We start from the raw sequence: 14,281 nt of genomic DNA, 5'->3' as shown, positions 1-14,281 counted from the left end.
CCCTGTACTAGCGTTCGACACATGCGCGTCGACATCGTCACCAAGGAGTATCCGCCCGAGATCTACGGGGGCGCTGGCGTCCACGTCGCGGAGCTCGTCAAAGCGCTTCGCGCGCTACCAGCAACCGATGCGCCGGGCGATGAGCCGCTCGAGGTTCAGGTGCGTGCGTTCGGCGCTGACCGCGACGAGACTGACACGACGTCTTACGTCACCCCCGCGGAGTTACGGGATGCCAACGCGGCGATTCAGACGATGGGCACCGATCTGCTCATCGTCAATGACGTCGCTGGTGCCGCCGTGGTCCACTCTCACACCTGGTACGCCAACTTCGCCGGTCACATCGCGGCCCTCCTCAACGGCATCCCGCACATCGTCACCGCGCACAGCCTCGAGCCGCTGCGGCCCTGGAAGGCTGAACAGCTCGGTGGCGGGTACGCGGTCTCGAGTGAAATCGAGCGCACCGCATACCACGGGGCGGCGGCGATCGTGGCGGTCAGTGAAGGCATGCGTGCCGACATCCTGCGCAGCTACCCCGGTCTCGACCCCGCGACCGTCCGGGTCATCTACAACGGCATCGACACCGCGCAGTGGCATCCGATCGAGGATGCCGAAACGCTTGCTGCGCTGGGGATCGACCCGACCCGGCCCTCCGTCGTCTTCGTCGGGCGCATCACCAGACAGAAGGGCCTGCCGTACCTGCTTCGCGCCGCCGAGCGGTTGGATCCGGAGGTGCAACTGATCCTGTGCGCCGGCGCCCCGGATACGCCCGAGATCCTCGCCGAGGTCGAGGGTCTTGTCCGCGGCCTGCAGGAGACTCGAGACGGGGTGGTCTGGATCGACCGCCACCTCAGCCGGCACGAGCTGTGCGTAGCGCTCACCGCGGCGACGACCTTCGTCTGCCCCTCGATCTACGAGCCCCTGGGCATCGTGAACCTCGAGGCGATGGCGTGCGGAGCAGCCGTCGTCGGCACCGCTACCGGCGGCATCCCGGAAGTCGTGGTCGACGGTGTCACGGGAAGGCTCGTGCCCATCGAGCAGGTCTCGGACGGCACGGGTACGCCGCTGGACCCCGAGGCGTTCGTCGCGGACTTGGCTCGGGTTCTGAGCGAGGTCGTGAGCGATCGTGAGGCGGCCAAGGCCTACGGGCGGGCGGGTCGAGAGCGCGCGACGACCGCCTTCAGTTGGCAGCGGATCGCGGAGCAAACCGCCGCGCTGTACGCAGAGGTGATCCGCGGCTCCCGATAGGCTTGACGGCATGGCTCAGGTGCTCGAATTCTCCGACGTCGTCGTCCGCAGAAACGCCCGAGACATCATCGATCACATCGACTGGACCGTGTCCGACGATGAGCGGTGGGTCGTCCTCGGTCCCAACGGGGCAGGCAAGACGACTCTGCTCGAGCTCTGTGCATCGCTCCTCCACCCGACCTCCGGTCGCGTGAACATCCTCGGGGAGCGGATTGGACGCACCGACGTCTTCGAGCTGCGCCCGCGCGTGGGTTTTGCCTCGACATCCATGGCGCGTCGCATCCCGCCGGATGAGACAGTGCTGGATGTCGTGATGACCGCCGCCTATGCGGTCATGGGTCGTTGGCGCGAAGAGTACGACCAGGTCGACATCCGTCGCGCGATGCGGGTCCTTGCCGAGTGGCAACTCGACGATCTCGCAACGCGCACGTTCGGCACACTCTCGGACGGCGAGCAGAAGCGTGTGCAGATCGCTCGGTCCGTCATGACAGACCCCGAGCTGCTGCTGTTGGATGAGCCAACCGCGAGCCTGGACCTGGGCTCGCGTGAGGAGCTTCTCACACTCCTCAGCGGTTACGCTGCGGAGCCGACCACTCCTGCCATGGTCATGGTCACCCACCACGTGGAAGAGATCCCGGTGGGCTTCACTCACGTGCTGTTGCTCCGCGACGGCGCCGTCGTGGCTGCGGGACCGCTACGCGAGACTCTGACCGAGGATGCGCTCAGCACAGCGTTCGGGGTGCCGATCGCGCTGCATCAGGAGGCAGGGCGTTACGCGGCGCGGGCGCGGACCTCGTGATCGGCATCCGCACGCGAACCTGGTAGACTCGTCCTTTGGTGCCAGCGCACCGCAGACTTTCTTTCCCCATCTCGGCAAGGAACCCCATGAAGACTGACATTCACCCCGACTACCAGGCTGTCGTGTTCCGCGACCTCGGTTCGGGCGAGACCTTCCTCACGCGTTCGACGGTGAGCAGCGACAAGACGATCGAACTCGACGGCGTGGAGTACCCCGTCATCGACGTCGAAATCTCCTCGGCATCGCACCCGTTCTACACGGGCAAGCAGCGCATCATGGACTCGGCCGGTCGTGTCGAGAAGTTCAACCAGCGCTTCAAGAACTTCGGCGGCTCGAGCAAGTAAGCCCGACCGCACACGACGAAGACCTCGCTTTCGAGCGGGGTCTTCGTCGTTCTGGGCCTGCCCGACCCCATGAGGCACGGTCACTAGACTCGTCGGGTGCCCGCCCCGCATCCGTACGCCGCGCTCCTGGACGAGATACCGGTCACGCGTCGCGAAGTGCCGGTACTCGGGGGGACCACCGTGTTCTGGGAGTACGGGCCCGCTGACGCGCCGGTCACGATCGTCGCTGTGCACGGCTTTCGCGGCGAACACCACGGTCTCGAGCCTGTCGTCGCCTACCTCCCGGACGTCCGCGTCATCTCGCCGGACCTCCCCGGTTTCGGTGAGACGGCGCCGGTTCCCGGGCGCCGTCACGACCTCGCCCTCTACGTCGAGTGGCTGACTGACTTCGTCGCCCAGATCGCGCCGGGGGCCGTCATCCTCGGCCACTCGTTCGGCTCGATCGTCGTTTCGGCAGCCGTGGCCGGGGGGTTGGCTACGCCCCGGGTGATCCTCGTCAATCCGATCGGCGCACCCGCGCTGGAGGGCCCGCGCGGCATCCTCACGAGGCTTGCGGTGTTCTACTACTGGGCCGGGGCGCGGATGCCGAGCCGGGCGGGCACGGCCCTGTTGCGCAACGGCGTTGTGGTGCGGGTCATGAGTGTCTCCATGGCCAAGACGAAAGACCCGGAGCTCCGCCGGTTCATCCATGACCAGCACGACACGTACTTCTCCCGCTTTGCCGACCGGGACGTGCTGCACGACGCGTTCGTGACCTCGGTCTCCCACGATGTGCGGGAGTTCGCGCCGCAGATCTCTCAGCCAACGTTGCTGATCGCCGCCGAGCGCGACGACATCACGCCCATCGAGGCCGAGCGTGTGCTTGCGGGACTGTTTGCTGACGCGAACCTCGTGGAGATCCCTGATGTGGGCCACCTCATCCACTATGAGACGCCACAGGTTGCGGCAGCGGCGGTCAGGAGCTTTCTTGGGCTCGACGAGCTCGATACGCGATGACATTCATGCGGTTGCCGCAGTTGCCGGTGTCGCAGTAGCGCTTTGAGCGGTTGCGAGAGAAATCGACCAGAACGCCCTCGCAGTCATCGGCTTCGCAGACGAGCACGCGGTCATATTCATCCATGCGAATGACCTCCACGAACGCCATGGCGGTCTCGACGAGGATGCGGGTGGCCAGGGGCGCGTCGTCAACCGACGCGTGCACATGCCAGTCGTAGTCGTCGTGGATCACGAGTTGGGGGAGAGCTTCGCCATCGCGAAGCATCGCATTGACCAGCGGCACGGCGCTTTCGCGGTCGGCATCCCACAGAGCGCGTAGGCGAGCGCGGATGCTGCGTACCGCCTCTCGCTCCTGCCTCGTGCGTGAGATCTTGCCGCTGTACGGGTACCGCCCAAGGAAGGCGTCGTACTCGTCAGCGGTCGTCAGGGTGTCTTCGTCGCCGCTAAGTGGCAGCGTGTTGACCAGGTCGACGGCTGCGCGCAGGGCCATCTCGGTGTCATGGATAAAGACCATGTTGACTCCTGACATTCCGAGGGCTACTGTTTCGTTCGTGACCAGTGTGTCACGAGTGTCAAACCCTTTCACTCCTGACAGGCTGCCATGTCCGCTCCGACCACTCCGGTCCCTGTGCTCGTTGCCCCCGCGGGCCGGCACTCATCGATGGCTGGGCTTGCGATCGGTCTGCTCTCTGCCCTGAGCTTCGCATCCTCGGGGAGCTTCATGAAGCCGCTCATGGAGGCGGGCTGGAGCCTGGGTGCGACCCTGCTGCTGCGCATGGGTGGCGCGGCGCTGATTCTCGCGCCCGTTCTGATCGTCACGATCCGTCGCCGGCCCGGCTTTCTTCGCAAGCACGGACTGCTGATCATCGCGTTCGGGCTCACGGGAGTGGCCGGGTGTCAAATCTTCTACTTTGCCGCGCTGCAACGGATGCCGGTGGCGATGGCCCTCCTCATTCAGTACCTCGCCCCGGTTCTTCTCGTCGGGCTCGCCTGGGTTCGGACCCGGCGCGCACCCTCGCGTCGCATCCTGGCGGGTTCCGTCCTTGCGATCGTGGGGCTCGTGCTCGTCGTCGACATCGCTGGTGCAAGCTTCGACCTGATCGGCACCTTGCTGGCTTTGGCCGCTGCGGCCTGCACCGCCGCGTACTTTCTCATCGCCGAGAAGACCGGCGACGACATCCCGCCCCTCGCGCTGGCCTCGGGCGGTCTCATTACCGGCGCTCTTCTCATGGGTGTGCTGGTCGGCACGGGATTCTTGGCGTTCACCGCACCGGCCGTTGACGTTGTGTTGGCCGGCGTGAGCGTTCCCTGGTACATCCCGATCGTGTGGGTGATCGTCGTGGCAACCGCCGGAGGCTACGCGTTCGGAGTGCGAGCGGGATCGATGCTCGGATCCCGCGTCGCATCGTTCGTCGGGCTCACCGAAGTGTTGTTCGCCCTGCTGATCGCGTGGCTTGTGATCGCCGAAGTCCCGACCGTCATGCAAGCTGTCGGGGGAGCGATGATCTTGGCAGGCGTGATCCTGGTGCGATCCGACCCGGGTGAGGCCGCCAAGGAGGAGGCGGCTAGCGTTCCCCTCGTGCCAGCTCCATGAGCGGGCGCACGCGGTAACCGATCACCTCACCCATCGCGAGCGAGGTCTCGGTGCGCTCCACACCCTCGATCGCGAGGATGCGGGCGTCGGTGTCGAACAGATGCTGTGTGTCGCGGCACGCGACCCGCACGAGCAGATCCACGGTTCCGCTCAGGCCATGCACCTGAACGATCTCGGGAATCCGCTCGAGTTCTGCCGTGATGCGCGGCAGTTCCCCCTGACGGACCGTGACGTTGAGGAATGCTTCGATCGGGAAGCCCAGCGCCGTGGGGGAGAGGGCTCGCTCGTACGAGAGAAAGACTCCGGCCTTGTCGAGCCTCGACATCCGCGCCTGCACGGTGTTTCGGGATAAACCGAGACGATCCGAGAGCGCAACAACTGTCGCGCGCGGGTCTTCCGCGAGCGCGGCCAAGAGCTCGAGGTCGACATGGTCAAGAGCGGTCATATCGCGGAAGGCTAGCATGTTGCCGATTCGCGGATTGGTCATGTTGCTCACAATGTCATTACGAAACTGAGCGAGCTGCGTAGTGCATTCCAGTGGGCAGATCGGTATGCCCAGCTCAGAGCGAAACCGTGGTGCCGGCGTACTCGATCAGCGTCAGCCCGTCGGGTGAGTAGTGGAAGGTGTAGTCGGATCCGTTTGCCAGCCGCTCTTGGCGCGCCGGCAACCTGCCGTCGCTCACGTGATGGATGACAGAGCGGATGAGTGCGCCGTGGGTGACCACGAAGATGTGCGTGACATCGGGCTGAGACCGGAGCGCATCGGTGACAAGGGTGTCAAAGCCTTCGAAGGCCCGGAGGCGCAGCAGTTCGCGTGACTCGGCGCCGGGGACCTCGGAGGTGTACCAATCGCCCCACCGTGCGGCGAAGTCCTCGATGGTGACCCCCTCAGCGTCGCCGTACGCGCGCTCACGCAGTGCGGGATACGCCAGTGGGGCTGGCGAGCCCCACTGGTCAGCGATGATCTGCGCTGTCTCACGGGCACGGGAGAGGTCGCTGCTGACGATGCGCGCAGCGGCCGGGTCATCGAGCACGCCGCTCAGCCGGTCGGCGGTTTGCCGGGCTTGCTCCCGACCCGTGTCGTTGAGGGGTATGTCGGTACTGCCCTGGATGAGCCGAGCGCGATTCCAGTCGGTCTCGCCATGGCGGATGAGCGTGAGGTGGATCACCTCTCGAGACTACTTGCCAGCTCCCGGTGCCCGGTGGGCGCCAGCCCCTCCAGCAGCGCGGTGAGGGCCTCGGAGGTTCCGCCGTCGATCTTCACGGTTGCGCGAGCATCGGCCCGCGTCTGGCCGCGGTTGATGATCACGATGGGGATGCGGCGTCGTCGTGCTCGTTCGAGCAGGCGGATCCCCGAGTTCACGACGAGCGACGATCCGGCAATGACCAGCGCGTCACTACCCAGGACGAGCTGCTCGGCTTCGCGGAATTTCTCGGATGGGATGTACTCGCCGAAGAAGACGACGTCGGGCTTCAGGGTTCCCGCACACACGGAGCAATCCGGCACGACGAACCCTTCGGTCGTCTCGGGCGTCACGTCTCCGTCGGGTCCGAGGGGCAGCTCGTGGGTGGTGACCAGCCACGGGTTGTCGCTCTCCACCCGCGACGAGAGGTCTCGTCGGTCGAAGACCTGACCGCAGCGGATGCAGAACACGCGGCGCATCGTGCCGTGCAGCTCGACGACACGACGGCTACCGGCGCGCACATGAAGACCGTCGACGTTCTGCGTGACGACCCCGGTCGCGATCCCGTGCTCTTCGAGCCCGGCGATGGCTCGGTGCCCGGCGTTCGGTTCCGCCGAGGCGAAGCTCCGCCAGCCGAGATGCGAGCCGACCCAGTAGCGGCGACGCGCCTCATCGCTTCCGAGGAACTGCTCGACCGTCATCGGGCGCCGCGCCGGCGCGCCTTTTCCCCGGTAGTCGGGGATGCCGGAATCGGTTGATACTCCGGCTCCGGTGAGGATCGTCATGGTGCGTCCGTCAAGGACGCGTAGCGCTCGGGCGAGGGCTTCGGGAACGTCCGCGGCAGCACCGTCGATGAGCGACATGCCTGCCTCCTCTGCCTTGCCTCATTCCAGTCTAGGCATCCAGGTTTTCGGGGATGTTTCGTGCTGCTGGGCCTGCACCGCATGAATGAGAGGATCGAGGGATGCAGCGCATCGACGTCCGAGATGCAACGGACCCGCGGCTTGAGGATTACCGGGATCTCACCGATGTCGCCTTGCGCCGCCGCATCGAGCCTGCCGGAGGCCTGTACATCGCGGAGTCTGCGAAGGTGATCGGCCGCGCGTTGGGCGCGGGTCATCGGCCGCGTTCGGTCCTGGTGCAGGAGAAGTGGATCGATGATCTCGTCCCGTTGCTCGCACAGCACCCGAACGTGCCGGTGTACGTTGTCGAGGCCGACCTCGCTGAGCGCCTCACGGGCTACGCCGTGCACCGTGGCGCCTTGGCGGCCATGCACCGGCCAGAGATGCCGCCGCTTCGGGATGTCCTCCGAGAAGCGAGACTCGTGGTCGTGCTCGAAGACATCGTCGACCACACCAACGTCGGTGCGATCTTTCGTGCCTGCGCAGGCCTCAGCGCCGATGCGGTGCTCGTCTCGCCGCGCTGTGCCGACCCGCTCTACCGGCGGAGCGTCAGGGTCAGCATGGGAACCGTCTTCCAAGTGCCGTGGACGCGACTGCCCGACTGGGACCAGACGCGCAGCATCCTGCACGAGGAAGGGTTCCAGATCGCGGCACTCGCGCTGCGCGAGGACGCTGTTTCGCTCGATGACTTCGAGCCGGCCTCCCGCGTGGCGCTCATGCTCGGCGCCGAGGGTGACGGGCTCACACCGAAAGCTCTCGCCGCTGCCGACACCGTCGTGACCATCCCGATGGCGGGAGGTGTCGACTCACTGAACGTCGCCGCGGCCAGCGCCGTCGCGCTGTGGGCGCTCAGGCATCCTCACGCGGCAGAGTGATCGCACCAGTAGTCGCTACCGGAAGCGGCTGCGGACGTTTGGCTGTCAGGTTGTCTCCGGACGACTGATGACGCAGGCGCCGCAGGACCCACGGCACGAGGTGCGTGCGTGCCCAGACCAGATCGCCGGCACGCGCTTCGCGCCACGTGCGGGAAGGGAAGGGATCTGGCTGCATCGGCACGAGATCGTTCGACACGTTCAACGCGCGCAAGACCATCCGTGCCACTTCGTGGTGACCCAGCGCGTTCAGATGGAGTCTGTCGTCATCGAAGAAGCGCGGATCTTGAATCTCTTTGAGAGACCACTGGTCGGCGACGATGCAGTCGTAGCGGTCGGCGATGGCGCGCAGGTTCTCGTTGTAGATCGCGATCTTGCCGCGAAACGCGCGGAACACCGGGGTGAAACTCGTGTCGATGCCCGTGAAGATCACGACTGTCGCGCCGGTGCTGCTCAAGCGCACGACGGCATCCTCGAACAGCTGGGAGATCTCGTCAGGATCGGTGCCGGGACGGATGACGTCATTGCCGCCGGCGCAGAACGTGATGAGGTCGGGAGAAAGCTCGAGGGCCGGTTCGACCTGCTCGTCGACGATCTGTGCGATGAGCTTGCCGCGCACGGCAAGATTCGCGTACGCGAAGTCCGCGGACTGTGACCCCAGCACGTCGGCGACGCGATCGGCCCAGCCGAGGTGTGATCCGGGATGAGCGGGGTCGGGGTCGCCGATGCCCTCCGTGAACGAGTCGCCAAGAGCGACGAACCGTCGCCAGGGGTGAGGTTCGCTGTTCGCGATGAACGGAGTGCGGTGTTCGTCGGTGGCGGCCATGCTCTGTCCTCCTGGTCGTCTATCGTAGTCGGGCGGTCCGACGTGCGACCGATGTGTGTGGGAGGGGGAGCGTGCACGAGACAGCACCGGTCCCGGCATCCGACCACCCCCGGGGAAGTTTCGCCGCCGAACATCTGTCGCCGTCCTATCCGCAACGCGCGCCCTGGGGAACTGCCGGTCGTCTGCGTGCGTGGCAGGCAGAGGCACTCGATCGGTATTTCGACATGGACGGGCCCGACGGCCCCGGCGGTGGACCTCGAGACTTCCTGGCTGCGGCGACTCCCGGTGCAGGCAAGACGACGTTCGCTCTGCGGCTGGCCACCGAGTTGCTGCGGCGCGGCATCATCGACCGGGTCGTCGTCGTGGCGCCGACGGAGCACCTGAAGACCCAGTGGGCGGATGCCGCGGCGAGAGTATCGCTGCGCCTGGACCCCCATTTCACGAACCGTCACACCCGTCCCGCCCGCCACTACCACGGGGTCGCGGTCACCTACGCGCAGGTAGCCACGAAGGCGTCAGTGCACCAGGGGGTCACGGAGACGGCACGGACGCTCGTGATCCTCGATGAGGTGCACCACGGCGGTGATGCCCTCAGCTGGGGAGACGCGCTCCGCGAGGCTTTCGGACGCGCGACACGACGCCTGCTGCTGTCGGGCACTCCCTTCCGCAGTGACACGGCGCCCATCCCGTTCGTGGAGTACCACCCCACGGCTGAAGGCATCCGCGTGTCTCGTACCGATTACGACTACGGGTATCGGCGCGCCCTCGAAGACGGGGTCGTGCGTCCCGTGCTCTTTCTCGTCTACGCCGGCCACATGCGGTGGCGAACCCGCACCGGCGACGAGATGGAAGCGCAGCTCGGGCAAGACAACACGAAAGACATCACGGCGCAGGCCTGGCGCACAGCTCTCGATCCGGGCGGCGAGTGGATTCCTGCAGTGTTGCGATCGGCCGATCGCCGGCTCACCGAAGTGCGAGAGCACGTTCCGGATGCCGGCGGCCTGGTGATCGCCACGGATCAGACTGCCGCGCGGGCGTACGCACAGATCCTGCAGACGGTGACCGGCGAAGAGCCGACGGTCGTGCTCTCTGATGAGCCCGAGGCATCCGCCCGCATCGAGTCGTTCGCCGCCGATACGAGCCGCTGGATGGTCGCCGTGCGAATGGTGTCCGAGGGCGTTGATGTGCCGCGGCTCTCGGTCGGGGTGTACGCGACCTCGGCGTCGACGCCGCTGTTCTTCGCGCAGGCGATCGGCCGGTTCGTGCGGGCGCGGCGCCGCGGCGAGACGGCCAGCATCTTCCTGCCGCACGTGCCGCCGCTGCTCGCCTTGGCCGGAGAGCTCGAACGCCAGCGCGATCACGCGCTCGACCGCCCCTCGGACGAGGACGGCGAATGGTCGGCTGAAGACGACCTGCTCGCGGCTGCGGAGCGCGAGGATGCCGCATCCGACGCGTTGACCGACGAGTTCGAGTACGCGGCTCTCGGCGCCATCGCACACTTTGACCGTGTGCTGTTCGACGGTAAGGAGTTCGGACAGCTCGCCACGCCGGGAACGCCCGAAGAGGAGGAGTTCCTCGGCCTTCCCGGGCTCCTCGAACCCGAACACGTACACGATCTGCTGATGCAGCGGCAGGCGCGGCAAAGCCGCCACCGGCAGGCGCGCGAAGCGCGAGAGCGTGAGGCGGGGGCGATGGATGACGCGCCGCCCGCGCCGCCTCCTGCGCTGCACCGCACGCTGAAGGAACAGCGGCAACTGCTCAACAGCCTCGTGGGGCTGTACGCGAGGCAGTCTGGCGAACAGCACGGCCATGTCCATGCCGAGCTTCGCCGTATCTGCGGGGGCCCGGCAGTCTCGCACGCGACGGTCGCGCAGCTTCAGGCGCGTATTGATGTGCTGCGCGTCCGGGTGAGGTCGTAGCCGGGATTCGGTTCTCCAAAATGCTGCGAATCCTCGGATTCGAGCGGGCGGCCCTCGCCGTGTCTCCTACCCTGGGGAGGACCCCAGAAGGAGCCCGATGAACGCCGAATCGACGGCTGGCGAGCGGCGGAGGTGGGCTCAGTACCTTGTGGACGAGCGCGCCGAAGCGCGCGTATACCGTGAGCTGGCTGCCCGCCGCACCGGCGAGGAGCGGGCGATCCTGGAAGCCCTCGCGGATGCCGAACGTCGGCACGAGTCCCACTGGCTCCAGTTGCTCGGCGGTGAGCCGGAAACGCTGCCCCGGCCACGACTGTCGACGCGAACGCTCGCGTGGATGGCGCGGCACTTCGGATCGATCTTTGTGCTCGCGCTCGCTCAGAACGCCGAGGCCCGTTCTCCCTACGACAGCGATCCGCACGCGACCTCGCAGATGGCTGCCGATGAGAAGATCCACCACGAGGTCGTGCGTGGGCTTGCCGCCCGCGGACGACGGCGGCTGTCGGGGACGTTCCGGGCCGCGGTCTTCGGCGCGAACGACGGCCTGGTCTCGAACCTCGCCCTCGTCATGGGAATCGGTGCGACCGGAGTCGCCCCGCAGTTCGTGCTGTTCAGCGGTATCGCGGGTCTGCTCGCCGGTGCGCTGTCGATGGGCGCCGGTGAGTTCGTGTCCGTGCGATCCCAGCGTGAGCTGCTGGCGGCGACGCAGCCGAACGATTACGCGGACGACGTCTTGTCGTTCCTCGATCTCGATGCGAACGAGCTGGCGCTGGTGTTCCGAACACGAGGGATGCCGGAAGACGAGGCTCTTGCGGCGGCGCGCGCAATTATCGGCGACGCGCAAGCGGCGGGCCCCGGTGCGCTTGCTCGCGGTGGCATCGGCGGCGAGGGCGAGGATGACGTCGTCGGAAGCGCGTGGGGCGCAGCGATTTCGAGCTTCCTGTTCTTCGCTTCGGGAGCGATCATTCCGGTGCTGCCGTGGATATTCGGACTGTCGGGACTCGCGGCAGTTGTGACGGCGCTGGCGCTCGTCGGCGTTGCGCTCCTGGCGACGGGCGCGACCGTCGGGCTGCTGTCCGGTGGTCCGCCGTTGAAGCGTGCGCTACGGCAGCTCGCGATCGGCTTTGGAGCAGCAGCGGTGACGTACGTTCTGGGACTGCTCTTCGGCGTGTCGGTCGGCTGATGCGGGCGCCTGGGCCTGCGATGGGTGCCGACGGGAATAGTCCCCGCGATGTCGCGGTTCGATGTGACATGAGCGAGTCTTCTGCTGCCCCGATCAAGGTCGACGTCTGGTCGGACGTGCAATGCCCCTGGTGCTACATCGGGAAGCGACGTTTCGAGAAGGGTGTGCTGGCCTCGGGAGTTCCCGTGGAGATCGAGTACCACTCCTTCGAGTTGGCCCCCGATACTCCGGTTGACTACGACGGCTCACCGGTACAGTACCTCTCCGAGCGGAAGGGCGTCTCGCCCGAGCAGGCCGCTCAGATGGTCGAGCGCGTGACGACACTCGCTGCGGGTGAGGGTCTCGCATACGACTACGACCACATCCACCAGACGAACACGATCAAAGCCCATGAACTGCTGCACTACGCGAAGGAGCGCGGTGTGCAGGCTGAGATGAAGGAAGCCCTGCTGAAGGCCTACTTCGTCGACGGCGGGCATGTCGGCCGGATCGAGGATCTCGCCGATCTCGCCGCAACCGTCGGGCTCGACCATGACGACGTCGTCCGGGCGCTCGAGTCGGGCCAGTACACCGCCGCAGTGAAGGCGGATGTCGCGCAAGCCGCTGCGTACGGCATCCAGGGCGTACCCTTCTACGTCTTCGACGGCAAGTACGGTGTCTCCGGAGCGCAGGAGAGTGAGACCTTCGCCCAGGTGCTTGCGCAGGTGGCATCGGAGCGGACTCCCGCATGACCGACGCTTCCCCGACACCGCAGGCCGCCGCCCAGCCGTTCACAATGCTCGGCGGCGGCGGTGTCGTCTGCGAAGGCGACTCGTGCATCATCCCCGGTTCCGTCGCCGACGACGCATCGACGAGCTAGCGAAGCCAGACAAACGAAAAGGGCCCCTTTCGGGACCCTTTTCGTCTGTGCGCGAGGGGGGACTTGAACCCCCACGCCCTATACGGGCACTAGCACCTCAAGCTAGCGCGTCTACCTATTCCGCCACCCGCGCAGAGTGGTTTCGGTCTTGCAACCGAAGATCGACATTATCACGACAACGGCGCCGCCGATAATCGCTCAGGGGCCTGACCCGAAACATTCGCGTCGTCTGAGCGCGGTAGGTTTGTGGCCGTGTCACATACCGAGTCCGAGCTTCCCGAAGTTGTCGTCGTCGCCCGGGACCTCATCCGTTTCGACACCACGAATTGGGGTGGCGGACATGCCCGAGGCGAACGGGAAGCGGCGGAATATGTGGCCGACTATCTTCGCAACCTCGATCTGAAGCCCGAGATCTACGAGCCGATTGAACGGCGAACGAACGTCGGCGTGCGAATCCCGGGTGTCGACCGCGGCAAGCCCGCACTTGTGGTGCACGGCCATCTCGACGTCGTGCCAGCGGTAGCGGAGGACTGGTCGGTCGATCCGTTCGCAGGAGAGATTCGCGACGGCATGCTGTGGGGACGCGGTGCGGTCGACATGAAGGACATGGACGCCATGATCCTGACCTCCGTTGCCGACATCCTGCGCAGCGGACGCCGGCCCGCCCGTGACCTCGTGGTGACCTTCTTCGCCGACGAAGAGAACGGGGGCGGTGAAGGCTCGGCGCTCGTTGTCCGTGACCGCCCTGAATGGTTCGCTGGCGCGACCGAAGCCATCAGCGAGGTCGGCGGCTACTCGATCGACCTCGCTGGACGACGCGCCTACCTCCTTCAGGTGGGGGAGAAGGCTCTGGTCTGGATTCGCCTCGTCGCCCGAGGCCGGGCGGCACACGGCAGCGCATTCCACGAAGACAACGCTGTCACCCGCCTCGCTGAGGCTGTCGCCGCGCTGGGGCGCACGGCATGGCCGGTGGAGCTGACCGCAACGACGAAGCGCCTGACCGAGCGGATCGCCGAGCTCACCGGGCAGCCGTCCGATGACCCGGATGCGGTCGCTGCGGCGGCCGGACCGGCTTCGCGATTCCTGCGCTCAACCATCCGCACGACGGCCAACCCGACGGCGCTCACGGCCGGATACAAGCACAATGTCATTCCCGACCGCGCCGAAGCGCTGATTGACGTGCGCACGCTTCCAGACGGCGAAGACGGCGCCCTTCGTGCCATCCAGGAGATCGTCGGGCCAGACATCGAGATCGAGGTCGTCCACCGGGACATTGGCCTTGAAGTTCCCTTCGAGGGCGAACTCGTCAATGCGATGGTCGCGGCCCTCGGGCGACATGACCCGGGTGTCCCCGTCCTCCCGTACTTGATGAGCGGTGGCACCGACAACAAGGCACTGGCGGCTCTCGGCATCCGAGGTTATGGATTCGCGCCGCTACGGTTGCCTGCTGACCTCGACTTCACCGGTATGTTCCACGGCGTTGACGAGCGGGTCCCGCTCGACTCGCTCGTCTTCGGTCAGCGCGTGTTGACCGACCTGCTGCTGTCGTACTGAGTCGGAA

The 14,281-nt window shown here is 66.4% G+C and carries 16 protein-coding genes and 1 tRNA gene; 11 read left to right on the top strand and 6 right to left on the bottom strand.

The genetic code is table 11. From position 1 onward, the window contains the following. Positions 1-21: 21 nt before the first annotated feature. The 4 genes from glgA (at position 22) to AB0O89_RS00415 (ending at position 3,384) form a co-directional block, all read left to right on the top strand. The gene (gene glgA / locus AB0O89_RS00430; protein ID WP_363493242.1) at positions 22-1,245 is read left to right on the top strand and encodes a glycogen synthase; all 1,224 of its coding nucleotides are present in this window, start codon (positions 22-24) and stop codon (positions 1,243-1,245) included. A gap of 10 nt (positions 1,246-1,255) precedes the next feature. Next, positions 1,256-2,044 (top strand): ABC transporter ATP-binding protein, encoded by a 789-nt coding sequence (locus AB0O89_RS00425; protein ID WP_292710562.1) that lies wholly within the window; start codon positions 1,256-1,258, stop codon positions 2,042-2,044. An 86-nt stretch (positions 2,045-2,130) separates the two neighbouring features. Next, positions 2,131-2,388: a type B 50S ribosomal protein L31 gene (locus AB0O89_RS00420; protein WP_292735706.1), complete on the top strand. Its 258-nt coding sequence runs from the start codon at positions 2,131-2,133 to the stop codon at positions 2,386-2,388. Positions 2,389-2,484: 96 nt separating this feature from the next. Next, the gene (locus AB0O89_RS00415; RefSeq protein WP_363493239.1) at positions 2,485-3,384 is read left to right on the top strand and encodes an alpha/beta hydrolase; all 900 of its coding nucleotides are present in this window, start codon (positions 2,485-2,487) and stop codon (positions 3,382-3,384) included. Here the strand turns inward: AB0O89_RS00415 and AB0O89_RS00410 are convergent. Further along, a complete protein-coding gene (locus tag AB0O89_RS00410) occupies positions 3,344-3,898 on the bottom strand; it encodes a CGNR zinc finger domain-containing protein (RefSeq protein ID WP_363493237.1) in 555 nt (184 codons plus the stop codon). The genes AB0O89_RS00415 and AB0O89_RS00410 overlap by 41 nt on opposite strands. Before the next feature lie 87 nt (positions 3,899-3,985). Between AB0O89_RS00410 and AB0O89_RS00405 the strand changes: the two genes are divergently transcribed. After that, entirely contained in the window at positions 3,986-4,978 is a 993-nt protein-coding gene (locus AB0O89_RS00405; protein WP_363493235.1) for a DMT family transporter, read from the top strand. On the opposite strand, the gene AB0O89_RS00400 is transcribed toward AB0O89_RS00405, so the two are convergent. The 3 genes from AB0O89_RS00400 to AB0O89_RS00390 all read right to left on the bottom strand — a co-directional run bounded on the left by AB0O89_RS00400 (position 4,950) and on the right by AB0O89_RS00390 (position 7,025). Further along, positions 4,950-5,423, bottom strand: coding sequence for an Lrp/AsnC family transcriptional regulator (locus AB0O89_RS00400; RefSeq protein ID WP_300593749.1), 474 nt, complete (start codon positions 5,421-5,423; stop codon positions 4,950-4,952). The genes AB0O89_RS00405 and AB0O89_RS00400 overlap by 29 nt on opposite strands. Positions 5,424-5,538: 115 nt before the next feature. After that, positions 5,539-6,147, bottom strand: a complete 609-nt coding sequence (locus tag AB0O89_RS00395; RefSeq protein ID WP_363493232.1) for a histidine phosphatase family protein — start codon at positions 6,145-6,147, stop codon at positions 5,539-5,541. Next, complete coding sequence (locus AB0O89_RS00390) at positions 6,144-7,025, bottom strand: Sir2 family NAD-dependent protein deacetylase (protein WP_363493230.1); 882 nt, start codon at positions 7,023-7,025, stop codon at positions 6,144-6,146. The genes AB0O89_RS00395 and AB0O89_RS00390 overlap by 4 nt, the downstream gene beginning before the upstream one ends. Before the next feature lie 101 nt (positions 7,026-7,126). On the opposite strand from AB0O89_RS00390, the gene AB0O89_RS00385 reads away from it, so the two are divergent. Further along, positions 7,127-7,939, top strand: coding sequence for an RNA methyltransferase (locus tag AB0O89_RS00385; protein ID WP_363493228.1), 813 nt, complete (start codon positions 7,127-7,129; stop codon positions 7,937-7,939). On the opposite strand, the gene AB0O89_RS00380 is transcribed toward AB0O89_RS00385, so the two are convergent. Next, on the bottom strand, positions 7,914-8,762 hold the full coding sequence (locus tag AB0O89_RS00380; RefSeq protein ID WP_363493226.1) for an SGNH/GDSL hydrolase family protein: 849 nt from the start codon (positions 8,760-8,762) through the stop codon (positions 7,914-7,916). The two genes, AB0O89_RS00385 and AB0O89_RS00380, sit on opposite strands and share 26 nt — an antisense overlap. Positions 8,763-8,833: 71 nt before the next feature. On the opposite strand from AB0O89_RS00380, the gene AB0O89_RS00375 reads away from it, so the two are divergent. The 4 genes from AB0O89_RS00375 (at position 8,834) to AB0O89_RS00360 (ending at position 12,720) form a co-directional block, all read left to right on the top strand. Next, positions 8,834-10,681: a DEAD/DEAH box helicase gene (locus tag AB0O89_RS00375; protein WP_363493224.1), complete on the top strand. Its 1,848-nt coding sequence runs from the start codon at positions 8,834-8,836 to the stop codon at positions 10,679-10,681. A 97-nt stretch (positions 10,682-10,778) separates the two neighbouring features. After that, positions 10,779-11,861, top strand: coding sequence for a VIT1/CCC1 family protein (locus AB0O89_RS00370; RefSeq protein WP_300591411.1), 1,083 nt, complete (start codon positions 10,779-10,781; stop codon positions 11,859-11,861). Between the two features lie 68 nt (positions 11,862-11,929). Continuing rightward, the gene (locus AB0O89_RS00365; RefSeq protein ID WP_300591410.1) at positions 11,930-12,592 is read left to right on the top strand and encodes a DsbA family oxidoreductase; all 663 of its coding nucleotides are present in this window, start codon (positions 11,930-11,932) and stop codon (positions 12,590-12,592) included. Then, complete coding sequence (locus tag AB0O89_RS00360) at positions 12,589-12,720, top strand: hypothetical protein (RefSeq protein ID WP_363493221.1); 132 nt, start codon at positions 12,589-12,591, stop codon at positions 12,718-12,720. The genes AB0O89_RS00365 and AB0O89_RS00360 overlap by 4 nt, the downstream gene beginning before the upstream one ends. 48 nt (positions 12,721-12,768) lie before the next feature. Here AB0O89_RS00360 and AB0O89_RS00355 read toward each other — a convergent pair. Further along, positions 12,769-12,853 (bottom strand) — tRNA-Leu (locus AB0O89_RS00355). Between the two features lie 113 nt (positions 12,854-12,966). On the opposite strand from AB0O89_RS00355, the gene AB0O89_RS00350 reads away from it, so the two are divergent. After that, complete coding sequence (locus tag AB0O89_RS00350; protein WP_363493219.1) at positions 12,967-14,274, top strand: M20/M25/M40 family metallo-hydrolase; 1,308 nt, start codon at positions 12,967-12,969, stop codon at positions 14,272-14,274. Positions 14,275-14,281 lie beyond the last annotated feature (7 nt).

It is taken from the genome of Microbacterium sp. NPDC076895 (assembly GCF_040687115.1).
Classification (GTDB): Bacteria; Actinomycetota; Actinomycetes; order Actinomycetales; family Microbacteriaceae; genus Microbacterium.
The sequence above is the reverse complement of the archived record's forward strand: the minus strand, read 5'-3'. Positions and strand labels throughout refer to the sequence as shown.

Excerpts from the sequence above, each read along its gene's own strand:
- AB0O89_RS00365 (WP_300591410.1), top strand. The coding sequence starts at position 11,930 with ATGAGCGAGTCTTCTGCTGCCCCGATCAAGGTCGACGTCTGGTCGGAC.
- glgA (WP_363493242.1), top strand. The coding sequence starts at position 22 with ATGCGCGTCGACATCGTCACCAAGGAGTATCCGCCCGAGATCTACGGG.
- AB0O89_RS00390 (WP_363493230.1), bottom strand. The coding sequence starts at position 7,025 with ATGTCGCTCATCGACGGTGCTGCCGCGGACGTTCCCGAAGCCCTCGCC.
- AB0O89_RS00400 (WP_300593749.1), bottom strand. The coding sequence starts at position 5,423 with ATGACCGCTCTTGACCATGTCGACCTCGAGCTCTTGGCCGCGCTCGCG.
- AB0O89_RS00370 (WP_300591411.1), top strand. The coding sequence starts at position 10,779 with ATGAACGCCGAATCGACGGCTGGCGAGCGGCGGAGGTGGGCTCAGTAC.
- AB0O89_RS00360 (WP_363493221.1), top strand. The coding sequence starts at position 12,589 with ATGACCGACGCTTCCCCGACACCGCAGGCCGCCGCCCAGCCGTTCACA.
- AB0O89_RS00385 (WP_363493228.1), top strand. The coding sequence starts at position 7,127 with ATGCAGCGCATCGACGTCCGAGATGCAACGGACCCGCGGCTTGAGGAT.
- AB0O89_RS00410 (WP_363493237.1), bottom strand. The coding sequence starts at position 3,898 with ATGGTCTTTATCCATGACACCGAGATGGCCCTGCGCGCAGCCGTCGAC.
- AB0O89_RS00420 (WP_292735706.1), top strand. The coding sequence starts at position 2,131 with ATGAAGACTGACATTCACCCCGACTACCAGGCTGTCGTGTTCCGCGAC.
- AB0O89_RS00380 (WP_363493226.1), bottom strand. The coding sequence starts at position 8,762 with ATGGCCGCCACCGACGAACACCGCACTCCGTTCATCGCGAACAGCGAA.
- AB0O89_RS00405 (WP_363493235.1), top strand. The coding sequence starts at position 3,986 with ATGTCCGCTCCGACCACTCCGGTCCCTGTGCTCGTTGCCCCCGCGGGC.
- AB0O89_RS00425 (WP_292710562.1), top strand. The coding sequence starts at position 1,256 with ATGGCTCAGGTGCTCGAATTCTCCGACGTCGTCGTCCGCAGAAACGCC.